The organism is Treponema sp. OMZ 855 (assembly GCF_024181145.1).
In the GTDB taxonomy this organism is placed as follows: domain Bacteria; phylum Spirochaetota; class Spirochaetia; order Treponematales; family Treponemataceae; genus Treponema.
Genome location: NZ_CP051194.1, coordinates 1044773 through 1069698, shown reverse-complemented (window position 1 = coordinate 1069698; position 24926 = coordinate 1044773). Strand labels below are relative to the sequence as shown.

24 protein-coding genes are annotated in these 24926 nt (G+C 41.3%); 10 read left to right on the top strand and 14 right to left on the bottom strand.

What is annotated here, in order from left to right:
* The first annotated feature begins 170 nt into the window (after nucleotides 1–170).
* The 7 genes from E4N65_RS04860 (at nucleotide 171) to E4N65_RS04830 (ending at nucleotide 5652) form a co-directional block, all read left to right on the top strand.
* On the top strand, nucleotides 171–1145 hold the full coding sequence (locus E4N65_RS04860) for a hypothetical protein (RefSeq protein WP_044016679.1): 975 nt from the start codon (nucleotides 171–173) through the stop codon (nucleotides 1143–1145).
* Between the two features lie 19 nt (nucleotides 1146–1164).
* Entirely contained in the window at nucleotides 1165–2148 is a 984-nt protein-coding gene (locus tag E4N65_RS04855; protein WP_371921824.1) for a DUF6630 family protein, read from the top strand.
* Nucleotides 2149–2218: 70 nt separating this feature from the next.
* Nucleotides 2219–2620 (top strand): hypothetical protein, encoded by a 402-nt coding sequence (locus tag E4N65_RS04850; RefSeq protein ID WP_253674309.1) that lies wholly within the window; start codon nucleotides 2219–2221, stop codon nucleotides 2618–2620.
* Nucleotide 2621: 1 nt separating this feature from the next.
* Nucleotides 2622–3713: a DUF6892 domain-containing protein gene (locus E4N65_RS04845; RefSeq protein WP_253674308.1), complete on the top strand. Its 1092-nt coding sequence runs from the start codon at nucleotides 2622–2624 to the stop codon at nucleotides 3711–3713.
* Between the two features lie 23 nt (nucleotides 3714–3736).
* Complete coding sequence (locus tag E4N65_RS04840) at nucleotides 3737–4219, top strand: GNAT family N-acetyltransferase (RefSeq protein ID WP_253674306.1); 483 nt, start codon at nucleotides 3737–3739, stop codon at nucleotides 4217–4219.
* 146 nt (nucleotides 4220–4365) lie between these two features.
* Nucleotides 4366–5070: a hypothetical protein gene (locus E4N65_RS04835; protein WP_253674304.1), complete on the top strand. Its 705-nt coding sequence runs from the start codon at nucleotides 4366–4368 to the stop codon at nucleotides 5068–5070.
* Nucleotides 5071–5319: 249 nt separating this feature from the next.
* On the top strand, nucleotides 5320–5652 hold the full coding sequence (locus E4N65_RS04830) for a hypothetical protein (protein WP_081984446.1): 333 nt from the start codon (nucleotides 5320–5322) through the stop codon (nucleotides 5650–5652).
* 90 nt (nucleotides 5653–5742) lie between these two features.
* On the opposite strand, the gene E4N65_RS04825 is transcribed toward E4N65_RS04830, so the two are convergent.
* The 4 genes from E4N65_RS04825 to E4N65_RS04810 all read right to left on the bottom strand — a co-directional run bounded on the left by E4N65_RS04825 (nucleotide 5743) and on the right by E4N65_RS04810 (nucleotide 9201).
* On the bottom strand, nucleotides 5743–6768 hold the full coding sequence (locus E4N65_RS04825; RefSeq protein WP_253674302.1) for a hypothetical protein: 1026 nt from the start codon (nucleotides 6766–6768) through the stop codon (nucleotides 5743–5745).
* Nucleotides 6769–6849: 81 nt separating this feature from the next.
* Entirely contained in the window at nucleotides 6850–7914 is a 1065-nt protein-coding gene (locus E4N65_RS04820) for an ankyrin repeat domain-containing protein (RefSeq protein ID WP_253674300.1), read from the bottom strand.
* Nucleotides 7915–8091: 177 nt separating this feature from the next.
* A complete protein-coding gene (locus E4N65_RS04815; protein ID WP_253674298.1) occupies nucleotides 8092–8631 on the bottom strand; it encodes a hypothetical protein in 540 nt (179 codons plus the stop codon).
* Nucleotides 8632–8646: 15 nt separating this feature from the next.
* The gene (locus tag E4N65_RS04810; RefSeq protein ID WP_253674296.1) at nucleotides 8647–9201 is read right to left on the bottom strand and encodes a hypothetical protein; all 555 of its coding nucleotides are present in this window, start codon (nucleotides 9199–9201) and stop codon (nucleotides 8647–8649) included.
* A gap of 365 nt (nucleotides 9202–9566) precedes the next feature.
* On the opposite strand from E4N65_RS04810, the gene E4N65_RS04805 reads away from it, so the two are divergent.
* Both E4N65_RS04805 and E4N65_RS04800 read left to right on the top strand, forming a co-directional pair.
* The gene (locus E4N65_RS04805) at nucleotides 9567–10199 is read left to right on the top strand and encodes a hypothetical protein (RefSeq protein ID WP_253674294.1); all 633 of its coding nucleotides are present in this window, start codon (nucleotides 9567–9569) and stop codon (nucleotides 10197–10199) included.
* 10 nt (nucleotides 10200–10209) lie between these two features.
* Complete coding sequence (locus E4N65_RS04800) at nucleotides 10210–10785, top strand: hypothetical protein (RefSeq protein ID WP_044016703.1); 576 nt, start codon at nucleotides 10210–10212, stop codon at nucleotides 10783–10785.
* A 207-nt stretch (nucleotides 10786–10992) separates the two neighbouring features.
* Here E4N65_RS04800 and E4N65_RS04795 read toward each other — a convergent pair whose 3' ends face one another.
* From E4N65_RS04795 to E4N65_RS04785, 3 genes are all read right to left on the bottom strand, one after another.
* Nucleotides 10993–12837 carry a methyl-accepting chemotaxis protein gene (locus E4N65_RS04795; RefSeq protein WP_253674292.1) on the bottom strand — a complete coding sequence of 615 codons (1845 nt, stop codon included), beginning with the start codon at nucleotides 12835–12837 and terminating at the stop codon, nucleotides 10993–10995.
* A 153-nt stretch (nucleotides 12838–12990) separates the two neighbouring features.
* A complete protein-coding gene (gene fusA, locus E4N65_RS04790) occupies nucleotides 12991–15069 on the bottom strand; it encodes an elongation factor G (protein WP_253674288.1) in 2079 nt (692 codons plus the stop codon).
* Nucleotides 15070–15486: 417 nt separating this feature from the next.
* Complete coding sequence (locus tag E4N65_RS04785; RefSeq protein WP_253674286.1) at nucleotides 15487–16089, bottom strand: RlmE family RNA methyltransferase; 603 nt, start codon at nucleotides 16087–16089, stop codon at nucleotides 15487–15489.
* Between the two features lie 64 nt (nucleotides 16090–16153).
* Here E4N65_RS04785 and E4N65_RS04780 point away from each other — a divergent pair, with 64 nt between their 5' ends.
* Nucleotides 16154–17167 (top strand): polyprenyl synthetase family protein, encoded by a 1014-nt coding sequence (locus tag E4N65_RS04780; protein WP_253674284.1) that lies wholly within the window; start codon nucleotides 16154–16156, stop codon nucleotides 17165–17167.
* A gap of 82 nt (nucleotides 17168–17249) precedes the next feature.
* On the opposite strand, the gene E4N65_RS04775 is transcribed toward E4N65_RS04780, so the two are convergent.
* The 7 genes from E4N65_RS04775 to prfB all read right to left on the bottom strand — a co-directional run bounded on the left by E4N65_RS04775 (nucleotide 17250) and on the right by prfB (nucleotide 24918).
* A complete protein-coding gene (locus E4N65_RS04775; protein WP_253674281.1) occupies nucleotides 17250–18602 on the bottom strand; it encodes an ABC transporter permease in 1353 nt (450 codons plus the stop codon).
* Entirely contained in the window at nucleotides 18599–19279 is a 681-nt protein-coding gene (locus E4N65_RS04770; RefSeq protein ID WP_253674280.1) for an ABC transporter ATP-binding protein, read from the bottom strand. The genes E4N65_RS04775 and E4N65_RS04770 overlap by 4 nt, the downstream gene beginning before the upstream one ends.
* The gene (locus E4N65_RS04765; protein ID WP_253674279.1) at nucleotides 19272–20552 is read right to left on the bottom strand and encodes an ABC transporter permease; all 1281 of its coding nucleotides are present in this window, start codon (nucleotides 20550–20552) and stop codon (nucleotides 19272–19274) included. The genes E4N65_RS04770 and E4N65_RS04765 overlap by 8 nt, the downstream gene beginning before the upstream one ends.
* A complete protein-coding gene (locus E4N65_RS04760) occupies nucleotides 20549–21370 on the bottom strand; it encodes a hypothetical protein (RefSeq protein WP_044016716.1) in 822 nt (273 codons plus the stop codon). Before E4N65_RS04760 ends, E4N65_RS04765 begins: the two co-directional genes overlap by 4 nt.
* Complete coding sequence (gene ftsY / locus E4N65_RS04755; RefSeq protein WP_044016718.1) at nucleotides 21367–22248, bottom strand: signal recognition particle-docking protein FtsY; 882 nt, start codon at nucleotides 22246–22248, stop codon at nucleotides 21367–21369. Before ftsY ends, E4N65_RS04760 begins: the two co-directional genes overlap by 4 nt.
* A 78-nt stretch (nucleotides 22249–22326) precedes the next feature.
* On the bottom strand, nucleotides 22327–23784 hold the full coding sequence (locus tag E4N65_RS04750; protein WP_044016721.1) for a PEGA domain-containing protein: 1458 nt from the start codon (nucleotides 23782–23784) through the stop codon (nucleotides 22327–22329).
* Nucleotides 23781–24918 (bottom strand): peptide chain release factor 2 gene (gene prfB, locus E4N65_RS04745; RefSeq protein WP_144389690.1). Its coding sequence is split into 2 segments (ribosomal slippage): nucleotides 23781–24845 and nucleotides 24847–24918, totalling 1137 coding nucleotides; the frame shifts between segments, so codons are not numbered across the junction. The genes E4N65_RS04750 and prfB overlap by 4 nt, the downstream gene beginning before the upstream one ends.
* Nucleotides 24919–24926 lie beyond the last annotated feature (8 nt).

Sequence of the window (24926 nt, the reverse complement as noted above, 5' to 3'; positions counted from 1 at the left end):
CACTATTCTATCCTTTTTAAGGTGTTTTTTCTACTGTCAGATTTTCATCGCCCCTCTTAAAAACGATAAGGAAAAATGATACAATAGAATATGAAAGGAAGAGGATTAGTTGATGAAGAAGCTCGGTTGAAAGGATTAAGTATATTGAAACAAATAAGGAAGATAAAAATATGAAGAACCTAAAATTAAGTTTATTGAAAAAATGGGAATTGGATAGTGAGCTTTCGTTTGTGCATGGCTCTGTTTTGTTGCCGGATGGAACTGCTATAATTCTGACTACAGGCGTGAAAAGCGATTGGGATAAATTTTACCTCCTTGCGCTTTCTGTCGATGGCATAAAAAAGATTCCGATTGAATATCCCCCAATGTCAAACAGAGATTATTCTGTCCTTTTCAGATATACAGAAGGGTTCGGACTCATCATTTCGGCAAAAGAAGTGCGGTATTACTCCGGCATTCATTCCTCTCCGGAAATAATTCCGATAAAAAATAAATCATTACTAAGGTATAACATTGTACCGGAGAAGGCTGAACAGAGGTATTTTCAAAATATATCCGACAGCAAGACAATTCCCGTTTGCTTTGAAAATGAATTTTATTGCGGGGATGCAAGATATTTTGCTCTTTTGGAATTTGATGCTGCTGCAAAATCTGCCGAATGGAAATGTTTTTCTACAATAGATAAAAAGGTATTTACACATCAAGATGACAGATGCGGCGAGGCACCTAAAATAGACAGCATTAAAATATCGGATAAAGAAATCTATGCCTTTATTCCGGGCGACAGCCAAACATCGGTTAATAAGTGGGGAATGAATTATTATGCTCTTGCAAGTATTTCCGAAGATGGGAAAGTAATCAAAAAATTTATCGAATCAGATGACTTAAAAAAAGGCGGTAAAAAAGGCGGCATCAACGGATGCTTTACTGATTCTCAATATGTGATAATGACTCCTCTTTTTAAAACCGATGATTGGAAAGGCAAGCAAAAAATTTTTTCACTCAGCACACGTGAATATTCCGATATTACCTTTCCAAGAGGAATGTCCAAACACAGGCTCGAAAACATCTCAGGCGAAATATGCCTTACCTCGTTTTATGATAGAGGACTAAAAGAAATAGCATTATGCAATGTGAATTCATAAATAAAAAAAGGAATGGAATATGAACGGAAAAAATATCGGCCGAACTGTGTCGTGGGTGTACTACAAAGATGAAAAACTCATAGGTGGGTCGGCATTTGATATACAACTCTTTCGGCAGATATTGGAAAACAACGCAAAGTTTTCGAGTCAGGCTCAAGAAATGATAGAGACACAAATTAAAGAACAAAATATTTTTGATTGTATTTCACTCAAAAGCTCAAAATACACCAATCGCTTTTACGAGAATGGCGGCCATAGAGCATTTATACCCGAAAGTATCTGTATGGTTGATTATTGTGAAGATGAAATCTTTGCCGTTGTGAGAATCGGAGATCGGTGTGAAATTGTTTCTTATGATTATGACATCACAGGCAAGAAGGGACAAGAGTGGTTCAATTTTATAGGAAAGAACAACCCTGTTTTTGATAAAAAAATCATTGAGAATATAAAAACGGCTTTAACACGATACGGACAACTGCAAATAAAAATACTTGAAGAAGAAGACAGACGTATTTTTGAGGAAAAAGAAAAACTTGCTTGCCGGAACAAAAGCTTACCTGCCGATACGGAACAAACTTTTTTATCGCTTTGCAAATTACTCGGCATATCTCCGCAAAAAGCCAAGAAAATATACCATACAGCATCGGAGCAAGAAGATATTTGTGTCTCTTTGATAAACGATTTTATAGATTTGAACTATTTGGCAATGTTCGATTGGAAGGCGGATGTGGGAGATATTGTATACGGTTACAATCTATTAGCAAAAAAGATAAAAGCGAATATGCTTCACTTGGATAAAGATATGGAATTTGAACCGCCGGAAGTTTTCCGTAGGCTTGCTGCGATGAGTGACAAGGTATTATATCTTATCGATATAAATAGCGATTGCTATATTTTAGGTTTGTCAGATAAAGAAAATAGAGAAAAAATCATAAGTGCTTATAAACAACTGTTCAGCCTGCTTCAATCTGAAAATACGATTAAAATTGTGAACACACTGTAATCAATAACCCCGACGCAGAGCGTTGCCAAGGACGGCGGGTATTAAACCCTCCGCACGAATAAAGGAAAGAATGAAACAAGTAATTGCATTTTGTATATTTATATTCATTACTTTTACAGTATCTGCTGATGGAAAGGACAGCTTTATGACTATTTTAAAACAATGTATTATAAGCCCTGATGAAATTGTATCAATGCAGTTTTCCGATAATACGAATACAGCCTTACGAAGAATTAAACATGATGATATAAAAATAATAACTGATATTTTAAATACTGCAAAATATGATGATGAGAGTAATGACGGAAAGATGTTTAAAATGACTGCACCTCATTTAAGAATAGTAATACGATATAGTGATGGCAGTGAAGTAAAAATCCAATTATGGTATGTGCTTATGTATGTTAACAAAACATGGTATAAAATTGACATAAGAGCTATTAAAGAAATATTATATGGTAAGGAGTTATAAAATGAGTATTATAAAAAGCAGGGAATCAAATAAACAGGATAAACAGCCGGCTATGCCGCAACAGAAACTTCATATCAATTTAACTAAAAACGGTTTGTATATTAATGATGAGTTTATTGGAAACCTATCAATAGATATTCTTGCGGAGAAATTCGGTGAATATAGAAAAGTATTGCGTAAGCCGCCTGATGGAACAGTAAGTAAAGATGATTTAGAGGAAATATATATCTGGGATAATATAGGAATAAAGAGTTTTGTTTCCAAAGGACGTATCAGCGAACTAGACATAAGAATATGTGAAGATAAGGAATGGGAGAAAAAAGTAAATTTTTCGTTTTTCGATGTAAATCCCAAGCAGGTGTTTCCCGGCATTTTTACGATAAACGGTAAAACTATTTTGGAAGCTATACCTCAAAAAACATTGAGAGATGCTTATATATTTTTAGAAATGAAAGTGGAAAATTGGAAAATAAATTGCTCATTGTCGAGCAAATTAAACTCGGTTCTGGACGCAATATCTTTTCAGGAGCGTTTAAGAAAATCAAAAACCGATGAGATAGCCGATTTGGTATGTGCCGAACCTGAACCTATACGGGATATAAGTTTTTGGTATAAACCGCCGAGGGCGTCAAGCGGTAAATGGGCGCTGCCAAAGGCGGAAGGTGAAATGTTAACATTTACAAACTTCAATTTTAAACTTGCTGTTATCCAAGAGCTGATGTACAAACAAGAACTGCTTAAACCGAAATTTGATGTATATGATTTTTGCAATGATTATGCAAAAAAAGAAATAGATCCCGATGATTACTACGATAAAATGATACCTGAAGTAAAAAGCTGGTTTCAGCAATTGGAAATTCCTGCTGAATTGGCCCCAAAGGTAACACAGCTGTTTCTTGATGGCGGAAATGAAATTAATATGCAGCTTATTCCGCAATGGGATGGCGAGGGTAGTTTATTTGATATTAAGTCTATTTCCGATGAAGAGTTGGCACAGTTTCCAAACTTAAAACTTATTGACGGTACTGCTATTTATATTTCCGAAAAAGCAAAGAAAAAACTTATCAAGAAAGGAATTAATATTGCAGAATAAATTTAAGTCATAAAGGATATAGTATGCTTCATTTGGAAAAAGTAAACGGGAAAAACATTTGGGATATTCTGAAACTGCAGGTATCGGAAACACAGAAAAGCTTTGTTGCTGCCAACGATATAAGCATCATTGAAGCCTACATTGCAATCACCACAAATGGTTATGCATTTCCATTCGGGATATATACCAATGAAACACCGGTCGGATTTTTGATGATCGGTTTTGATGTTCATGACTATTGGATTGATGCACCTGAAATAGCAAAAGGGAATTATAATCTTTGGCGTCTGATGATTGATAAAGCGTATCAAAACAATGGATTTGGAAAAGAATCAGTTAAATTGGCTCTAGATTTTGTTAAGACTTTTCCTTGCGGAAAAGCTGAATATTGTTGGTTGTCTTATGAACCTGAAAATCAAGTTGCACGTAAACTTTATAGCTCATTCGGTTTTGTTGAAACAGGAGATATGGATGGAGAAGAACTTATCGCAGTGTTAAAGCTATGATATAAAATAGAAGATAGATTATAAAATGCAGAATATTCTACAAAAATGTAGAAGGCAATTTTTGGTACTTTTAAAAATCAAACCGAGTATTTTTAAGATATCTGTTGATTAACTAATCATCAACACTTTAAAAAAAGGAGCTGTTTATGCCAAATGCAGTGAATACGAATATATATCAAAATCGTGTAAAAGAAGCAATGCCGCTATTTACACAAGAAAATTATGATGAAAAAGAGGTTATGGAGTTCGTAGGGAGAACAGGGAAATATCGTATCGATATAAACCGATATGTTGGAAGTACGGGTAAATACAATTTGAAAGGAAGCGCATGCTCCTTTTTTAATAATAACATATTATTGAAAACGTGGTATTGTATTGATAATTCTGCTGAGTTTTACCGGCTCATAACACATAAAAACGGTAAAGACTACTTACTTTTTAGGCAGGATTTGTACGGATATAGTGTATTGGACATTGAAACTACGCAAATAATGCACTTTTTTCCGGACTATTCTCTTAATACGGGAGAAACATTTATTTGGACGGATGTATATTATAATCCCATAAACAATATACTGGCTGTATGCGGATGCTATTGGGCTTGTCCTAATAGTGTGCAGCTCTTTACGTTTGATGATCCGATCAGTGAAGTTCCCACGTTTATTGATATAATTTCTTGTCTTGACGGAGATTATGATGTATATGACGAGATAGACTTTATAAAATGGAAAGACGGCGACTTACATATAAGACTAACATTAGTAGAAAACGGAGGCATCGAATCACTTATCATACCACAAGAAAAATATACGGCGTGGCTTTGTGATAAAACTGTCGCCAAGAATTTATAAAAAGGATAATGCTACGGCTAAAGATGTTGATAGGAGGTAAGCTATAAACTATTCCAGCATATATGGCGACAGTGACGAGCGTAATCTGTATTTCGACATGGGCGATAAAATAAAAATAGACTATTGTGAAGGATGTAAGATGGTATTAAACCGTGATGAAGCAATTTTACAAGCGGCAAAGATAGTTAAAATTAAAGCAGTATTATAAAACCGAAATATAAATTATAGATATGTTCAGAGGCAAGAAAATTGAATAAAACATTATTTTTAGGAGCGGCACTTATTGTAATGACAGGCGGCAGTGCCGGTGTAAATGCCGAAAATGCAGACATACTGCTTGCCGGTAAGACTTATAGGGTAAACGGAGTATCGTTTACGATGATAACCATTCCTGCCGTAACGGACGATACCCTCGGATACGGAGAATACGACGTAAACCCTGCACATACGGTTAGCTTACCGGCCTACCGGATCGGCGGTATAGATACCGATATATATACCGCAGTGCTGCCGATCAGGCTCTTTTATACTCCCGATTTTCATGCAGGTAGTCTCGGATTACGCTTGGCATGCAGGTTGTAATTTTTGCATCTTTCGAATCGCTTATCATACTGCAAGAAAAAAATACGGCACGGCGTTGTGTATGGGGGATTATAACGACTGAGCACTCTCTCATTCATTCCAATCACGTGCTATTTCGGTTGAAATCTCAAAACCGGTCATGTCATTGCTTTCATTAAAATGAATATAAGCAAAGTATTCATTCCAAAAGAGATGATCGCTTCCAGTTGACCATTTAATGCCGTAGTGCAGCTGAGTTATGTCTCTCGTATTTCTTGGCGGTACTAACCACAGTTTTTTATCGAATATTTTTTGCAATGTTTCTCGCTGCAATGGAACGAGCAGCTCAACATCATCAAGCCAATAACGACTTGAAGTTGCTCTTGCATTGGAAATGCAGTATTCATCAAGTTTTAAATGAATGATTTTACAGTCTTCTAATACCGTATCCTTTTTTTTATGACCGTAAAGACCGATGCTCCCGATCACAAGGCCATCTTTTACAAGAAGATAATGAGCATAAGGTATAGCAGTATTATTTCTTTGGAATCCTTTTTCAACGAGAATACTCCGATCAACGGGATATTTTTTAAAAGCAGCACCGGAAAGTAGATTCTTATAATCTCTGCCGGAAGGATTAGTCTGTTTTACATAAATATCGAATCCGTCTGCAACTATATCGGCAACAGTTGTATGTGCCATCTTAATCTTTGTGCTGTTAATCGTAAAAACCGGAGCCTTCACCGGAACACTGATTATGATATATACCATAAATATATAAAGTGAAAATATTGCGATGGCCACAAATATAAAAATGCTTCTTCCGGTACGCTTTCGTGCGTTAAAGAGAGCCATAACCGGAGGCAAAATGATATATGTTGCCAAATTGGAGAATCCTGAACCGCCCTTTTTTATCACCTGTAAGGCAAATGATACCGCCCCAAGTATCGAAGAGGCATATACTAAAAACTCACTGAGCTCCATTTTTGTAGTATCTGTCTGTTCGTTTACTGCTTCTTCCATCAATGATTTTCCACCGGAAACAGTCCGTTTCATATAAATATACATTCCAAAGATAATTGCTAAAAAAATCAGTCCTGAAACGGAAAGCAGCAAAATAAAAATTAATCTCCCCAATCTATCGTCTCCTCATCTATATTATAGAAATATCTGTCTATGCGTTTTATATTCATTAAGCTTTTTTCTCATTATCAGCTATTATTCAAAAATTAGGCTCATATACTTTGTCATATCTTCTATAAAATCATCAAAGACTGCCAAATCGATGAGCTCTTCATGCTCCATATCATAGCTTGCAATCTTTTTTGTTTTAGGATTCCATACAATATAAATATCATTGTAATCTCCGAGAGATCGGGAGAGTCTTAATAATTTTTGTCTGCCGAATTTAAACGGAATAGTATCAATCAGTTTGAAGAAGTCAATATATCCAAAGTCGGAATCCGCTAAATCAAAGTGTAGGTTTTCACCGGTTAAAAATTCAATTATTGTTTTTGGCAATTTATACGGTTTTAATTCATCTAATTTATTTTGTGTTTGATGAAACTCGGACGGCTCTAATGATTTAAAATATTCCGCCATTTCCTCATCGCCTTTTTCCAAGGCTATGCTATATGGACGCATCCCGTCTTTTTCGGCAATCGTAATGTCCGCTCCATGCTTCACTAAAAATGTACACATTTCCAAATCAACATATCTTGCAGCTACACACAATGGAGTCGATTTATTGGAATATACCATGTCGGACTTATTGTAATTAATATCTGCTCCATGTTCAATTAGAAATTCTAAAACTTTATAATTACGGTCAGAAACCGCGTGGCGCAAGAGCTGTCCGCCGTATTGAGCTGCGGTATGCCCAAGTTCTTGTATAATAGAAAAGTTATCAAAGCATTCACCATAGTACGCTTCCAAAAAAGCTTCCGAACCTACGTTGTTTACTACATCTATCTTTGCACCATGGGAAACAAGAAACCTTATTACCTCTTCATTACAATATCTCACTGCGAGAAGAAAACTTGGATGCTCCTTTGCATTAAGGCTTGCTCCTTTTTCCGTCAGCCATTTTATAGATTGAAATTTTTCCATTATCAATGCAAAATCCAAAGGAGAGAGTTCGGTGTATTTGCCTACTCTTATTGCTTTATTAAGCTTCCATCCCTTTATTAGATGTTCTTCCAATGCAGAAATATTTTCATTTAGTACATCATTTAAAATTTGCGGTATAGATTCAAATCTTCCGATGTTTCCGATTGTTATCATAACTAACTCCCTGTTTACCTATTTCTCGAAGTGCTAAGTACTTCTCTTTTAATCTTTAAATAATTCATGTATTTTTTCGGTACATTAAATTTATAAGTATCGTCTTCATTATCACATTTTGTCAAATTATTATTTATGTTGTTAATTCTCCGATATAGTGCATTATCATTTTCTCCGTTATTTCTTTTCTTCGATAAAATTAATTACGTCTAACCAACCGTCATCTTTTGCATCATAAGCCCAGCGTTTATTCGTCAAGGATTCAAGAGCATCAATGCTTTTATGTAAAGCCTCGGACATTTCTTTTCTCTTATCTGCAGGAATCGAATTTAAATATGTATCGCTTATTTTGAATCTGACATTTTGAAGAAAATTGACCGTATCTACATAGGTACTCGAATCTTCAAAAACCGTATTTTCAGGGAAACATTTTATTACGATTTCAAAGGCCGCTTTCATATCGGATAATTTTAATGCTGCCAATGTGTCGGGAACATACCGGATAAGCTGCGGATAATTACAGATAAATTCCCACCAACCGTCACCCTTCCAATTTCCTATGATGTTAACGGCAATATGGAAAAGAAATAAGTCTTCATCGGTTTGATTTTTAATTTCTTCTATTTCTCCGATTTCCCATAGTTTATCCGACACTTCCGCCAAGAATCTTTCATTAAATTTTTTTTGATTTTTAATTAATTCTTTCAGTGTCAGCATTTTATTTCTCCTATTTTAATATTTCGAAACATCACATCCCAGTCTCTTTAAATTGTTCATTTGTTTTTGTTGATGTTCTGGCGTGCCGGTGCCGATTAGAACGTCGCTGTAAATTTCACTTGCGGGCCAATCATCGTAATAATTATTGAGGAACTGAGGGACTTTTTCATACATAGGTTGAATGATTGAAATAAATCCCTGTTTAAGGCATTGAACATATGTTTTTTCATCAAGTATTTCAGTATGGCCGTATTTGTCAAATGAAGTTCGGCGGTTGAGGGCTCCTTCAATGTCCCAAGGTGTAAATACAACTAAATGCAGAGGATGGCTCCAGCGTTCAACATCCGTTTTATCGGGCGAAGGAAAAAGTTTTCTCCAAATGCCTCTTTTTACTGCATAACTACCGGTAGAAATATACAGGCGATACGGTGTATTTTCAAATGCTTCTTCGGATATTTCACCGGAAACGGGTTCGAATACTCCATACAAATCACAATTTAAAAGGCGGGCATAATAGGATTTTTCGCCTGCATCTATTTCGTAAATTGCGCCAAGTTCGTATCGTGCCATTTTATGCCTTCCTTAAAATGCAACAGTTGAACAAAGTATCAACTTTGGAAACTGTTGCATTCGTACGCGATAGCGCATATACAATCTGCGATGTTTGCGATAAGCAAACTCGACGTGTTTTTCAGCGGCGCTATTTGCAGCGCTGAAAATAAACGTTCTTTTAAAGTATTTGTTTCTTTTGCCATGTAAAAGCCCTTCACCAATTAAATATTGTTTATATTATATCATTTTTAAGCTGGTTTTTCTATAACAAGACTAGCTGTTCTTATACTCTTTAAACGATGGAAAAACACCGTAAAATCATGTATAATTTGATAAACTAAAAACGGATATGACTTATATTCGGATTAGGGGAGAGAAAATAAATGACCACTAAAAAATTTGCTCAGTATATGGAAAAACAATGCAAAGGAATAAATAATTTTTCACTGGAAGCCATTTTTGAAGAGTATATTGTACTTGTGTCAGGGAAACGAATCGGAGTGCTGTATCAGGAAAAGTTTTATGTCCTTTATGCACCAACTTTTGAAAAAACAGAAAATATACAGCCTTGTTTTAAACCGGTAAATTTATTTAATTGGAAGTATTATCAATTTATTGAAGTTACAAATCTTGAAGATAAGGAGAATCTTGAAAAAATCATACATTATGTCTATCATGAATTATATTTTCTAAAAGAAGTTGTCCTTGATATAGGATTTTTATTTCAAAGTTATAGAGGTTATCCCGAAACTATTTATACTCTATATGAAGAAAATATTACATTCCTTAATTTTGCCTATGAAAAAAAGCTGATAAAGGAAAATCCTGTAGACAGAGAAGGCAGAATTGTAAAACTTTTATATACGAATCTCGATTTAACCGAAACCGGACAGAAAATTTTATATGACTTATATAATAAATGGCTGACCTATACGGATAAAAATGATGCCGATTCTTTAAAAAGAGCACGGAATATAAAACAATTGGAGAAGTATTATCAAAAACTGGTTGGATAAAAATAGATAGATGGACACGAGAATGGATAACCCAAATTTTAATATTCAAGAATGGGTAAATTTGAATTCTTATACCGACAGTAAAGGCTGGAAAGGATATTGCAGAAGAAATAAGCCTTTTACTATTTTTCGCGCAAATAAAATAGTCGGTTATTTTATGCATTTTTTTAAAAAACATACAAATAATATAATCATAGTTTCTAATATTTTCAAAGTAAAAGAATATAATCTAAATAAGAGCAATATAAACAATTACATAAAATACATAGAAAAGTATCTGATTGATTTTGGATATATAAAAACAATTAGCGCTTCTATTTACGATAATGATAATTGTTTATCTTTGGGATTCAAAAAATTTCTCACTACGGATTATGATGTTATATCTATGTTCTCTTTGTTAATGATGATGGATGAAGGAATTGACGGGCATTGTTTTTTTGTTTTTGATGAATTAGGACTTATTGCTTATCCTCATGATGATACAGGTTTTGGATTTATACGCATCAAAAATACGAAAGTTCACTATGAGGATTTGTTTCTTAAAAATGTATCTCAATTTTCAGATTTTACGAGCGTTTGGTAATAAAAAAGCCTTGCAAATCGGCTGTCAGATTTTTAAGCAAGGATTAAAGATAAAGAAATTATTTTCGATTATCCGCGTCAATTTATTAATGTTGATAGTAAAGATATGAAGCTGAGATTTGATCATTTTTATACTAATGAAGAAGGGAACTTCTTAAGTACCTTTTCTATTATGTGTTACAACAGAAGCTCCCCACGTATTTCTTACTTACAGCGATAGCTGTTCAAGATATTTCATAATGTTTAATACGGCGTTCCGGTTCTTTGCACTGCTGTCGATAACCTCTCCGATGATCGTTTTTATTTGTTTTGTGCCGTCATTGACGATATTCATCGTACTGTCGATATTTTGAGAAATTTCAACTAGCCTTGTCATTTCTTTACCCACTTCCGTATTACCTGAGCGTATTTGTAAAGAACTTTGCTTAACCTTTGCCGTTATGACATTGATTTCTTTGACAGCTTCGAGCACTTGTGCATTACCGTCATTTTGTTTCGTCACCGATTCCATAATAGTATTACTACCGCTATTAACCGTCGAGAGTTGCCGCATAATTTCTGCAAACTGAATAGCAGTTTCTTCCGCAACCGAATTCAATGCTTCAATTTTTTCTTTCAGTGTTTTCAACACTGTCGTAATGGTCTTGCCTTGCGTGCTTGATTCTTCTGCAAGTTTCCTAATTTCATCAGCGACAACCGCGAACCCCTTGCCGATATCCCCTGCATGAGCTGCCTCGATTGCGGCATTCATTGCAAGCAAGTTGGTTTGACTTGCAATATGTTGAATGACATTGCTTGCTTCCAGCAAGCCTTCAGATTCTTCACTGATATTTTTTACAATGGTATGAGCATTCGATACTGCGGTATTACCGGCATCGGCAGCACTATTTAAAAGTTTAATCGAATCAACGGTATTTTCTATCGTGTGAGTAACCGATTGAATATCGGCAACCATCCGTTCAATAACGAAAACAGCTTGGCCGATAGAAGTCGATTGTGTTTCAATACTATTATCAAGGTCTTTGATATTCTCTATAGCTTGATGGATGTTTTCCTGCATTTCTAAAACACCACTCGACTGCTCTTTAATATGGTCCCGCACAAAAGATACACTCTCACCAATCTTCTCGGCAGCCGTAGAAGTTATCTTCATACTGGAAGACAACGCCTCTGCCGTATGAGTTGAAACAGTAACACTTTCATTCAGTTCTGTTAAGAAGTTTTTATTAAATGTAAGTAATTTATTAAAGTCTAATAATAACAGAGCTATATCGTCTCGTGTCCATGCACTAAGCATTTCTTGCCGATAATCTCCGTTTGCTAATTTCCTAACAATTTGCTGTATCAACGCTATTCTTCTTTCAAATGAACGTATGATGGCCAATAAATTAAATACTGAAAAAACTAAACCATATATAAAAAGCGGCAAAACTACTGTAATCAGCTTGGTATGGGTATCATGTTGCTGGTACCGTACAATCGGTGCAAGCACTAAAAGAACAACTGCAAAAATACAGGTAACGGACATAAACGCCACGCGCTTTAACATAGAAAGAGAGAGCGTACCTTCTTCGATTGGAACGAATGATGCCCATTTTTCAAAACTTCTAATCGTACTTGAAGCAAACAAACTTCCGATTAAAAAGATATTTCCAATCGTACTAAAGACTGCAGATAAGAAGATGCCGACATTTCCTATTAACCCCATTTCTATAGAAATAAAAAAAGGAATGGTAAAGGCTATTACAAGCGGGATAATCATAACAAGTCTTTCATATAGTACGATATACTTTTTTGCTTTGTCCGGATTCCGTTTCCAGTCTATGATTGCAGGAATCATAATTTTGTAACGTATGATAGGATTGATCGCTGCCAACAGGATGCCGATAATAAAAGCTTTTGTTCTGACAACCTCGCTTAAACTACCGGTACCCCCAACGAAAGGTGAGGTAACAAAATTCGCCGCTATCCATCCGAGATTTGTACATAAATCAAAAATAAGAATGCTTTTAGGAGGATTTTGATATTCCTGCATTGCTGTTGTTTCTGCCATAATACTCTCCTCTCTGTGTATATGTGCCAACTTTTCTATATGGTGAAAACGGGAATGTCCCAAAAGTTTCTGTCTTTCGGGACATCCTCAACAAACTTAAAATTAAATTTTTATATATCAATGACTTAATTTTAAGTATTGCAGCTAAAGATATTACTCCTCTTGTTCTTCGATAAATGCCTTGGCCGCGGCAACTACCTCGTCGGCAATTTTACCGGATATCGGATCGTAGTGATCAAACGACATCTCGAAAGAGCCGGTACCGCTGGTCATCGACCGTAAATCGATAGCGTAGCGGAGCAGTTCTTTGTGCGGTACTTGTGCACGGATTTCTTCGATGCCGTTTGCAAGCTGGGACTGTCCGAGGATGCGGCCGCGGCGTGAAGACAGGTCGCTCATAATATCGCCGAGGTAGGCTGTTTCCACATAGACCGTTAAATTCATAATCGGTTCCAGAAGGATAGGGCCTGCGTTACGCATTGCATTTTTGAATGCGTTTCGGGCGGCGATCTTAAAGGCCATTTCCGATGAGTCTACCGGATGCTCTTTACCGTCCAACACCGTCGTACCGACATCGACAACGGGATAGCCCGCCATGACGCCGTTTTCCATGGCTTCTTTTACGCCCTTTTCAACACCGGGAATATAGCCCTTGGAAATCGCACCACCGAATACCGCATTGGTAAAGCTGTATTTTGCACCGCGTTCCAGCGGTTCAATCGCCAGTACGACTCGTCCGAACTGTCCGTGTCCGCCCGACTGTTTCTTATGCGTATATTCTGCCTGCGCTTTTTGGCGGATAGTTTCGCGGTAGGCGATGCGGGGAATAGAAGTTTGTACTTCAATCTTTGTCTGCTTTTTAATGCGGTCAAGCACGATAGAGGTATGCAAGTCTCCCATGCCGGAAAATACGTTTTGCTTTGTTTCGGGGTTGTAGACAAAAGAAAGCGTCATGTCTTCTTCGCAGGCGCGAAGCAGCTGTTCCCCGAGCTTGTCGTCGTTTTTCTTATCGACGGCGGCTACCGCAAGCGAATAGATAGGATCGGGATTACGCAGTTTCACAAACGGCGGGCAATCTTGAGAGGCGGCAAGGGTATCGTTGGTTTTTGCTGCCGCGAGTTTAACCGCAACGCCGACATCTCCGGCTACAAGTTCCTTTACTTCGGTCAGTTTCTTTCCCGCAGCACGGTATAACTTACCGACGCGTTCTTTCTTTTGTTCGTTAATGTTATATACTTCTGCGTCCGATAGGAGCGTACCGGTAATAACTTTGATGTACGAAAGCCGCCCGGAAAACTGATCATTTGCGGTTTTAACGATAAAGCCGGAGAATGCAGGCTCAGGATCGATTTTGATGGTACACTCTTCTTCGCCTTTTACTGCACGTTCCAAACAGCCTACAGGAGAGGGCAAAATCTCGGTGATAAAGCGTAAAAGAGCCGTTAAGCCGAGCCCCATCTGCGCGGCTCCGGCAAAGATCGGCACAATTCTATTGTTTTTCATCGCGAGTGTGAGTCCCTTCGCAATCTCATCACTGTTGAGTTCGCCTTCGTCGATGAACTTTACCAATAAGTCTTCGTCACCCTCCGCTGCAGCTCCTGCAAGAACCTCGCGCATTTCTTCATATCGCTTTTTTTCCGAATCGGGAATAGGTATTTCGTTTTCTTTTCCATTTGAATCTATTTGATATGCCGTACCGTGGAGTACGTCAACAATACCGGTAAACTCGGCGCCTTTCCCGATTGGGAAGGTAACCGCAAAGACATCCGCCTTGAACTGTGTTTTTACATCCTGCATTGCGTGATTAAAGTCAGCGCGGTCTTCATCCATCTTATTAACAAAAACCAAACGGGGCTTATTCCGGCGGTCAAGGTCTCTCCAATATTTAATGGTTTCAATCTGTACTCCCGATTTTGCATCGAGTACCATCAATCCCGTTTCCGCCGACCGGAAAGCCGCGATAACTTCGCCCATAAAGTCAGAAGAACCGGGAGTATCCCAGAAATTGATTACCGTATCGTTCCAATTTGTTGACACTAATGCCGAATATATCGAAATTTTCCGCTCTATTTCTTCGGGTGTATAGTCGCTGACCGTTTTACCGCCTGCAACCGATTCTGCCCGTGCAATTGTACCCGTTACTGCCGCAAGATTTTCAATAAGTGTTGTTTTGCCGGACTGTCCGTGCCCTGCAATCGCAATCGTTCTTATGTTCTCTGTTCCAATTCCCATCACGAAGCTCCTCATACGATGTTAAAATTATCTATACTATATATTGTAAGGGCTAGTGATAGGAGTTGTCAAGGAAATAATCGAGAACTTCAAAGTTAAACGCATCAGGCCGTTTTTTAACATCCCTGCGGAAAAATTGAAACTATTCGACCAGAACTGTCAAGGATGGCAGTAGTTCCATACAGCAGCGATGTTTTGTGCGTGCACAAAACTCGCCTTCAACTGTTGTACACGGATGTACAACAGTTGAAGATGGTTCAAATGGTCTCATCGTTTCAATTTTTCCGCAGTTTTTATCTACTCTGCCTGATGCGTTTACCCATCTGCCAAAAAAAAGATGTACGAAATTTTAAAAAATTTCGTACAGGAGGAAGACAACCGCTTAAAATACTTGTACTGCGGTTGTCCTACGAGAGCTTACACACGGCTTTTAAAGTCTAGGCCGAGTAGGTAGGTTTCGAAGCTGCTGCGGCGGCATGCTTCGGGCTTAAAGGCGCGGGCGGTTTTGAACAGCTTTCGTATCTGCTGGAGGTACTGCTGCTCGCTGCCGCCTTGAAAGATTTTAACAACAAAGCTGCCGTGAGCTTCAAGTTGTGTTTCGGCATAGTAAAGCGCCATATCGACAAGGGCGGCGGAGCGGGCGGTATCGACGGTTTTATTGCCGGTGGTGGCGGGCGCGGCGTCGCAGATAACGGAACGGTAGGGGCCGCAGTTTTTTACTGCAGCCGCCATAGCCGCCGCGGTCAGATCCCCTTGGAAAAACGAAAGCCGCGGATCCCGTATCGATTCCGAAAGGGGCTGCAAATCCACTGCACAGACGCGCCCTTCCGGAGAAAGAAACCTAAGCAAAAACGTTGTCCAGCTCCCCGGTGCGGCGCCGAGATCAAGCACGCTGTCATTTTTCCCGAATAGATTAAATTTTTTTTGCATTTCTTCTAATTTATAGACCGACCGCGCAGGATAACCTTCCGCAAAAGCCTTCCGCGACCAATAGTCCGGTTCCCGATACTGATTTCCCATCTGTTCCTTTTTTTACCCCAAAAGAGTAGTTCTCTATCAATAAAATATGAAGTATAATAGTAGTATGAATGATGAATTTAAGCAACGGCTTGAAAAGATTGAAGGCGCACTGCGCACTGCATTTTTACCCGATGTATCGGAGACCGCTGCAGAACAAAGTCCTATAGCACTTTTATCCGCTCCGTGCGCCTCGTTGGTGTCCGGCGGCGGAAAACGCTGGAGACCGCTGCTTGCTGTTCTTGCCTATCAGCTTGCCGGGGGCGATAGCGAAGACATTTACACGCTTACGCCGCTCATAGAAGGAATCCACACGGCAAGTCTTATTCATGACGATATAGAAGACAATTCCGAGCTACGCCGCGGACAGCCTGCCGCACACGTGGCCTACGGACTCGATTCGGCGCTCAATTCAGGCAGCTGGCTTTACTTTCGGGCATTGCAAGCACTCGAAGACTATCAGGCTCCTGCCGGCATAAAGCTCGATTTATATGCCGCGGCGCTTACGCATATTCGCAACCTGCATGAAGGACAGGCGCTCGATATCCACTGGCATCGGACTGCCGGCTTTTTTCCCTCACGGCAGGATTATGAACTGATGATCAGTTTAAAGACCGGGGCGCTCGCCGCGCTTGCCGCCTATACCGGTATGCGTGCTGCGGGAAAAGAACATGAAGAAAGCAATGTTTTTGCATCGCTTTTTGCAGGAGCCGGCATCGGTTTCCAGATACTCGATGATGTAAAAAATATCAGCACGGGAAATGCCGGTAAAAAACGCGGCGACGATATTGTGGAAGGGAAAAAGAGTTTACCTGTAATCCTGCATATCGAAAAACATCCGGAAGATGCTGCGGCGCTTACCGCTTATTTTGAACAAGCGCGGCAAGAGGGCATTGATTCCCCTGCGGTAGAAAAAGCGATAGCATTGCTGGGCTCAAGCGGTTCGATTACCGAAGCAGAAAAGCAAGGAAAAAAAAAGATCGATTCCGTACTGGATCAGCTTGATGCACGGTACGGTAGCACGGTAAAAAAGATATTCGAATCGCTCTTTAACCTTATGCAGGGGCGGAGAACCTTTTAAAAATCGACAACTGCTTGAAGACTATAGGGCACCTCTATTCCGAAGGATGCGAAGCAAAGATAACCGAGGTTTTAGAGGTGTCCTATACTTTCCGCATACTGTCCAAGGGTTTTTCTTTACCTGCATACACGGCAGGCAGCAAGCAGACAATCACCGACAGAATGAGCGTTCCGGCAGCAATTATATACAGTTCAGCCGCATTTAAGGAAATGGGAATATATTCCAAATAGTATTCGGGCGCTAAGAGACGGATAGTTTCGGGGCTGCCCGTTTTTCCCAGCATATAATAAAGTGCGCTCTGCCCCGCATTGATTACATATTCAAAAGCAACAAACAATTCGTTGATGTGTAAGGCCGCAAGGATACCGCCGGTTAAGCCGATACAGAGCCCTGCCGCTCCCGTAAAGAGACCTGCAATTAAAAACGACAGGGTAATAAAAAACGGATGTGCGCCGGTCGCTTTAAGAATTGCAATTTCCTTCCGCCGCTCCATGATGAGCATCACCATTGCCGACGAAACATTGACCGAGGCAGCAAGAAGAATCAAAAACATGATGAACATCAAAAGATTCTTTGAAGTCTGAAATGAATAAAATTGAGAGCGGTTTAGATCCTGCCACGTATATACCGAAAATCCCGCCGGTAACAGTTGCTGGATGGTATCTTTTGCGTCCATAAGCAAAGTATCATTAAAAGGATCTGCAATGCTGACTGTAAGAGCGCTCAACGAGGACTGAGGCGACAACACTGCATCGGCAGATGCTAACGGGATAAAAATCCATAATGCATCCAATTCCTGATAACCGGAGGAAAGAATACCGCCAACCTTAAAACGGGTGAGCTTCGGTTTTGTCTGATTACCTGAATACTGCGGAAGTAGCGTGAGCAGCGAGCAACTGTCCCCGACTTTAAGACCGGTTTGCTCCGCAATCTTTTTGCCGAGCAAGATAGAACGGGTACCGTCGAACTCAAGACTGCCGTCTACCACCGTTAACAGGTTCCGTGCAGCGGGATTTTCAGTAAAATAGCCCGCATCTATCGCCCGTATTGTGCCTCCGCTACGGCCGGTCTTGCCGATAAGTAAACCGGTACCTTCCTGCTGCCGCCGAGAACCGGTGAGCACCGGATGTGCGTTCATGCGGATTGAATCAAAAACCTCTTGAGCGCTCTGCTTCCGGTCATCGGCGGTTTGTGCGCTGCGGGGTGCAGGACGCAGATCGAGTACCTGCAAATGCCCGCTGCCGAGTTCAATCATGCGGGAGGTAATACCCTTGATCATCCCGTCTGACACCACAAGCACGATAACCAAGGGGATAATACTGATACCGATTCCCCAGACAGCGCCGATTAAACTCTTCCGCGCGTTTGAAACTGCCTTTCCCGCATTCAGCCCCAGATACCGCAGCGCCAGCTTCCATGCCAATAAAAAGTTCATAAGAGCTGCAGCTTCCCTTGCTCAAGCCGGTAGCACAGGTCAGTGTCGGCGGCAATCCCTTGATCATGCGTTACGATGATAAGCGTTTTACGGTGCTTATCCGCTATTGAAAAGAGCAGTTCCTGTACCCCGCGCGCATTTGCAGGATCGAGATTGCCGGTCGGCTCATCGGCTAAAATGAGCGAAGGGTCATTGATAAGCGCACGGGCAACGGCTGCCCGCTGCCGCTCTCCCCCCGACAGCTGAGCGGGAAAGTGATTGAGCCGCATTTCCAACTTGACATCCTGCAAAAGGGCAGCCGCCTTCTCTTTTACCTCTTTTTTCGGCATACCTGCGATAAGTGCGGGCAGCATCACATTTTCGATGGCGGTAAAATCTTTGAGCAAGTAATGAAACTGAAAGATAAAGCCGAGGTAAAAGCGGCGGTAGTCCGTCAATCCGCTTTCATTGAGCCGGTGCAGTTCATATCCGCCCGCAATAATCTCTCCCGAATCAGCCTGTTCCAAGCCGCCGACAATATTCAAAAAAGTGCTTTTTCCGCAACCGGACTCCCCTACTACGGCGATTTTTGCCGGTTGTTCGATTATCAGGTCTAAGTTATGTAAAATACGGATTGAATCCGCCTCAGACTGAAAAGTTTTTGAAACATTTGTCAGCGCTAAAATCGGTTTATTCATAGCGCAGCACCTCCGCAGGTTTAAGGGTTAGAATTTTTCGAGCTGCAATTGAAGCGGCAAAACTCGCAGAAAAGACGCCGAATAAGAACACCAAAAAAACTTCGCCGAAGAAAATACGCACGGGTATCGAATCGATGTAAAAGTATTGAGGACTGAAAATACTAAAGCCCGTAAAAAATGTGTGCTCCAACAAAATATTTGCCGCTTCAATGACGGCATTTACCAAATATTCAGCCAATAAAAAGACCCGATTGATATCCGCTGAAAGCAGCAGGCCTAAAAGCAAGCCGATGGAAGCGCCCAAAAGCCCGATTGTAAAGCCGTTAGCGATAAAGAGGGCTTGGATATGTTCTTTTTTAGCACCCAGCGAAGCGAGTACCGAAATTTCCTCCCGCCGCTCATAGATGGAACGGCGCATTCCGTTGTAAATATTCACCGTAACCACCACAAAGATCAAAAAAACGAGCATAAACATCGTATTTTTTTCGATACGCAAGGCTCCGAAAAACGCTTGATTATAGGTGCGCCATGATTCTGCCTTCAATTCGGGCACGGCGGCAGAAATGCGGGCGATATATATCCCGTCAGCCTCCGAATTTTGAAGCTTTACTGCGGCTGACAGCTCCTGCTGAGTGCCGCACAGCAACGCGCCGGTCTCCGTTGACATAAAAGCAAAGCCTGCATCGATTGCATAATAGCCGGTCTTCATTAAACCGGCGACCGTGCATTCAGCATCCTCCGGAAAAATATCGGTATCCGCGGTGCCCGAAAGCGCGAGGAGCGAAATCTTATCTCCGGCAGAAACCGAAAGCATACGGGCAAGCTCGTATCCGAGCACAACGGAATGCGGCGCACTAAGGTTAAAGTCACCTTCCATCATTGTTACAGCGCCGGCAAAGCCGCGGTCATCGCTTAATATCGTTTCAGGTACGGCGCGGAGTATTGCCGGCTGCTGCCTGCCGTAGTTGCCCTGCATTATTGTTTGCGTCTCTGAAAATACATAAAAGGATTGGAACCCGCCTACGGCCTTCGCCTGTTCCAGAGCCGCTTCGGATCCGTACAACTGTACGTGCGCCGAGCTTACCTGCAAAATGGTATCGATAAAGCTGCGCTGAAAACCATTCATCACAGCAAGGATAACAATCAAGACCGTAACCCCGAAGGCAATCCCCAGTACGGAAAGGATTCCGGTAATCGCCGAACGCCCCTTGGTATCTGCGGCATTAAACCGCCGCAATACGAACAAAATCCATGCAAGATCAGTACGCTTCACGGTTCCTCTCCTACATATACTTCTTTATCATCAATATACAGGTGTATAATATGGGGAGTATTGTCCAACTCGATAAAGGCGGTTTTCTTTCCGTTCCGATATTTGGTTTGGGAAATAGCCTTATCCCCGTCAAACTCCCATACCGATTTGTCGATATTTTTCCTCGCGGTGATCGTCTGTTCAATCAGCTTACCGCCGCCGTTATAGATATTTTCCGTCTTTGATGTTAATGTTTTTTGTTCGTATTGCTCGATACTCAGCTCCCGTCCGTCATCATCATAGCAAAATATTTCCGAACTATCTGTGCGGAGTATCTTCTTTTTTGTAGGATGGCGGGTACGACCTTTATATGCCCACTCCGTTTTTTCAACTGCCGTACCGTCATTATAAAGCACTGCGAAGGAGGAGCGTCCCTGCCGGTCAAAACTTTCGTAATACCATTTATTACCGTCTGCAACGGTTAATCCTTTGCTATGAATTGAGGCGAAAGTCAAATCGGCCTGCTTATCGTTTTCGGCTTCTTTCCTATCAGCGCCTGCCGTTGAGGAAGCCGCTTCGCCGCTTTCAGTCTCTTTTCCGTCCGTGCCTATTGCCGGCGAGACGGAGCCGCTATCCTTTACGGCCTCAGTAGAAACCTTTTCTGTTTGGGGAGTATCTGCCGGCACTGTGTCTGCCGGAACATCCGAAGCAATATCTACCGGAATCTCCGGTGTTGTACCGGCCGGAACATCCGTTGATTCAATTCCGTCAGCAGCACCGAACGGCGATTGGCAAAGTACAACCGCTAAAATGAAAAAACAGAAAGCAACCCGTTTCATACCGGCATACCGATAAATTCGCGTAGATAGGTATCGGCATTGAAGGGCGCAAAGTCCCCGTATTTTTCGCCGGTACCGGTAAAAATGACCGGTAGATTCAGCTGCCGTCCCACACTGAGCGCGATACCGCCTTTTGCCGTTGAATCATATTTTGTCAGAATGACCGCATCGACTCCGACCGCCTCGTGGAAAACCTCTGCCTGCCTAAAGCCGCTCTGCCCTGCCGTTACATCCAGCACGAGTATTTTCTTGTAACACCCCTCATCGGTTTTCGATTCGGCGATCCTATTGATTTTTTGCAGTTCCCGCACGAGGTTTTCCTTATTATGGAGCCGCCCGGCGGTATCGGCAATAACGAGACCGCCTCCCTGTGCCCGCACTGCCTGTGCAGCATCAAAGATAACCGCTCCCGGATCCCCGCCGTACTGATGCGCAATAACCCGCACATCGAGCTGTTTTCCGTGATATTCAAGCTGCTCTATCGCGGCTGCCCTAAAGGTATCCGCAGCGGCAAGTATAATCGGCGATTCAAAGCGGGATTTAAAATACTGAGTAAGCTTAGCCGCAGTTGTCGTCTTCCCCACGCCGTTTACCCCCAGCAGCAAATACACGGAGGTTTTATCTTTTTCCGGCGTAAAAGAAGCAACCGGCAAAAAGGGAAGTAAAATATCATATAAAATCTGCAATACCTGTTCTTGTTGTTCAACCTTCCGTTTTTTACATTCCGCACGAAGTAGGTCTTCAATCTCGAATGCAAATTGAGCGCCGATATCGCCTTCTACCAATGTATCGGTGACGCTTTCAAAAAAAGAATCATCCAATCGGGAATGAATGCCGAACAGTTTCTTTAAACCTTCGGAAAAACTTCTTTTAGCCATATTTTTCTCCAGTATATCCGATATTTCTGTTGGGAACTTCCAAAAACCGAAATTTTTTAGAGGTTCGCCTTAAACCTGCTATAACTTACGAGCCTCTTTTGGAATACTCTGATCGGCAGCATATAGATACAGCCCAAGCTGTACCACATAGTTAATACCTAAACCGATTGTTATTCCCTGCATCACCGCAGAACTGATAAACAGTGCACGATATTTACTCTGCACTGCCGCATCACTCCCCAAACGGGAATCCGCGGCGGCTGAAGCCATATCTGCAGTAAGTCCCTGTAAAATCATAAAGATAGGGAGCGACACATAAAAGGCGCCGAGCGACCAGTACAGAACATTCCGCCGCCGGTCAATCAAGGTCTTGGTCTTTTCTTTATTGAGCATCGCTTGCAACTGATAGGTTGTCTGCCCTGGCTGCATAAAATCATGAGGTCGAAGTACAATGTAGGTTTTTACATCTTTATATGAAAAACTGATAGCTGTATTTTTACCTGCCGGAACATCGGTCTGAAACGGCGTACCGGCAAAATACTGCGTATGCAAAAAGACATCCGCATCGGGTTTTATAAACTGAAACCCGACGGAAATAAGGTTTTCTTTTTTTAATTTTATGTTCAGCAAATAATTTTGCCCTGCTTGAACCTCGATAGTCTTACCGGCTGAATCGTAACCGGCAGCAAGCACTTCAAGCCGATGACTGCCTTCATACATATAAAGAGACTTTTTTCCTGCTTCGAGCGGTTCGCTGTCCACATACACTTCCGCATCTTCCGGTTCGACTGTCAGCAAAACCTTTGCAGGCTGAGAATTTTTTACCGCCGTCATAATTTGCGCCGCTAATGAACGGGCAATTGTTTCGATTGATTGATACGGTCCCGCTTCGCTGAACCGGTAATCGGGCATACCCGGCAAACCGGTTGTCAATACAACAGACACATACATATACCCCGACAAATCCTGTATCGACCCGTCAATAACTGCGGAGATATTTTCGCTCTTCAACGCTTGCGAAATATTCGTATATTCGGGGAGCTCAAATACCTGTTGACCATCCTTCCATATCATAACAGGGAGTGTTTCCGCGGTAAAAGAAGTATCATTCAGTAATTTGTCGATTTTCTCTTGAGCTTTTTGAATATCCGCTTCCTTTGCGGTTATTTTCTTGTTGAACGCAGCGGTCTGCTTCAGCTTCTCTTTTTCGGACATTACCGCAAGATACAGCGAATCACGTTCTGCAATTAATGATGCCCGTTCGCGGATAAGTGCAAGTTTTTTCGCAGCATAATCTATGAGCTGCCGCGCTCTTTTTTCTTCGGGGGTTACAAGTCTGCTTGCAGGTACAGCGCAAAAAAGGTTGAGCATGGCGGGTAATGCGGTCGAGTACGATGCATATAATTCAGGCACATCGGTAAGTGTAAACTTTGATGCCGTAATTGACCATGTAGGAATCTCACCTTTTGTTTGAGCAATACCGCATAATGCAGTTACCGCCGCAATCAGAGCAACGAACAGCCGTTTTATTTTCATTCAGGACTGTCCTCATACATCAGCTGATTTGCCCATTGTTTTTTCAAAAAGTCTTCGATAAAGCCGTCTATATCACCGTCCATAACGGCTTGAATATTGCCTGTTTCATGTTTGGTACGGTGATCTTTTACCATTGTATAGGGCTGAAAGATATACGATCTGATTTGATTTCCCCACGAAATGCCTTTTTTTTCAGCAGCGAATTTCGCGTTCTCTTTTTCTTTTTCGTTGCGGTAGTATTCGTACAGCCGCGCTTTAAGCATACTCATCGCCGTTGCCCGATTGGAGATTTGGCTTCGCTCGTTTTGGCACGCTACGACAATGCCGGTAGGCAGGTGCGTCAACCGTACTGCCGAGTCGGTTTTATTGACGTGCTGTCCTCCGGCCCCTCCTGCACGATAGGTATCTACCCGTAAATCTTCCGGTCTGATATTTACCTCGATGGTATCATCCAACACAGGGAATACATACACGGAAGAAAAAGAGGTATGCCTGCGGGCGTTCGCATCAAACGGGCTAATCCGGATAAGCCGGTGTACGCCGGTTTCCGCCTTTAAGAAACCGTAAACATAGTCGCCGCTTATCTGTAGGGTGATAGACTTTAAGCCCTCATCGGCTTCCAGCTCATCAAGTGTTTCAACGGTAAAGCCGCGGCGCTCCGCCCAGCGGAGATACATACGGGTTAACATCCGTGCCCAATCGCATGCCTCGGTACCGCCTGCTCCTGCATGAACAGTCAAAAAGGCATCGCTGCCGTCAACCTCGTCGGAAAGAAGTGCCAGTGTATTGAGCTTTTCAAACCGTTCTTGAAGGTTTGTGAGCGACATATCGATTTCTTGAATGGAATCTGCATTATCATCCTCTCCGGCTTCTTGGGTGAGTTCATAGAGTGTTTGCAGATCTTCGATATCGGCAATGAGCTTTTCCCACGGCTCGATACGGTTTTTCAGTTTTTTAATTTCCGACAAGAGTTTTTCGGCACTTTTAGGATCGTTCCAAAAACCTTCTTGCCCCGCGACAACTTCTTTTTCCGCAATCCGTTTTTTTACCGCTTCGGAGTCAAAGACGCCTCCAGATTTCATCGACATCGGCCTTAAGTGCTGCAATCTGCGGTTTATATTCTTCCAATAACATGATCATCT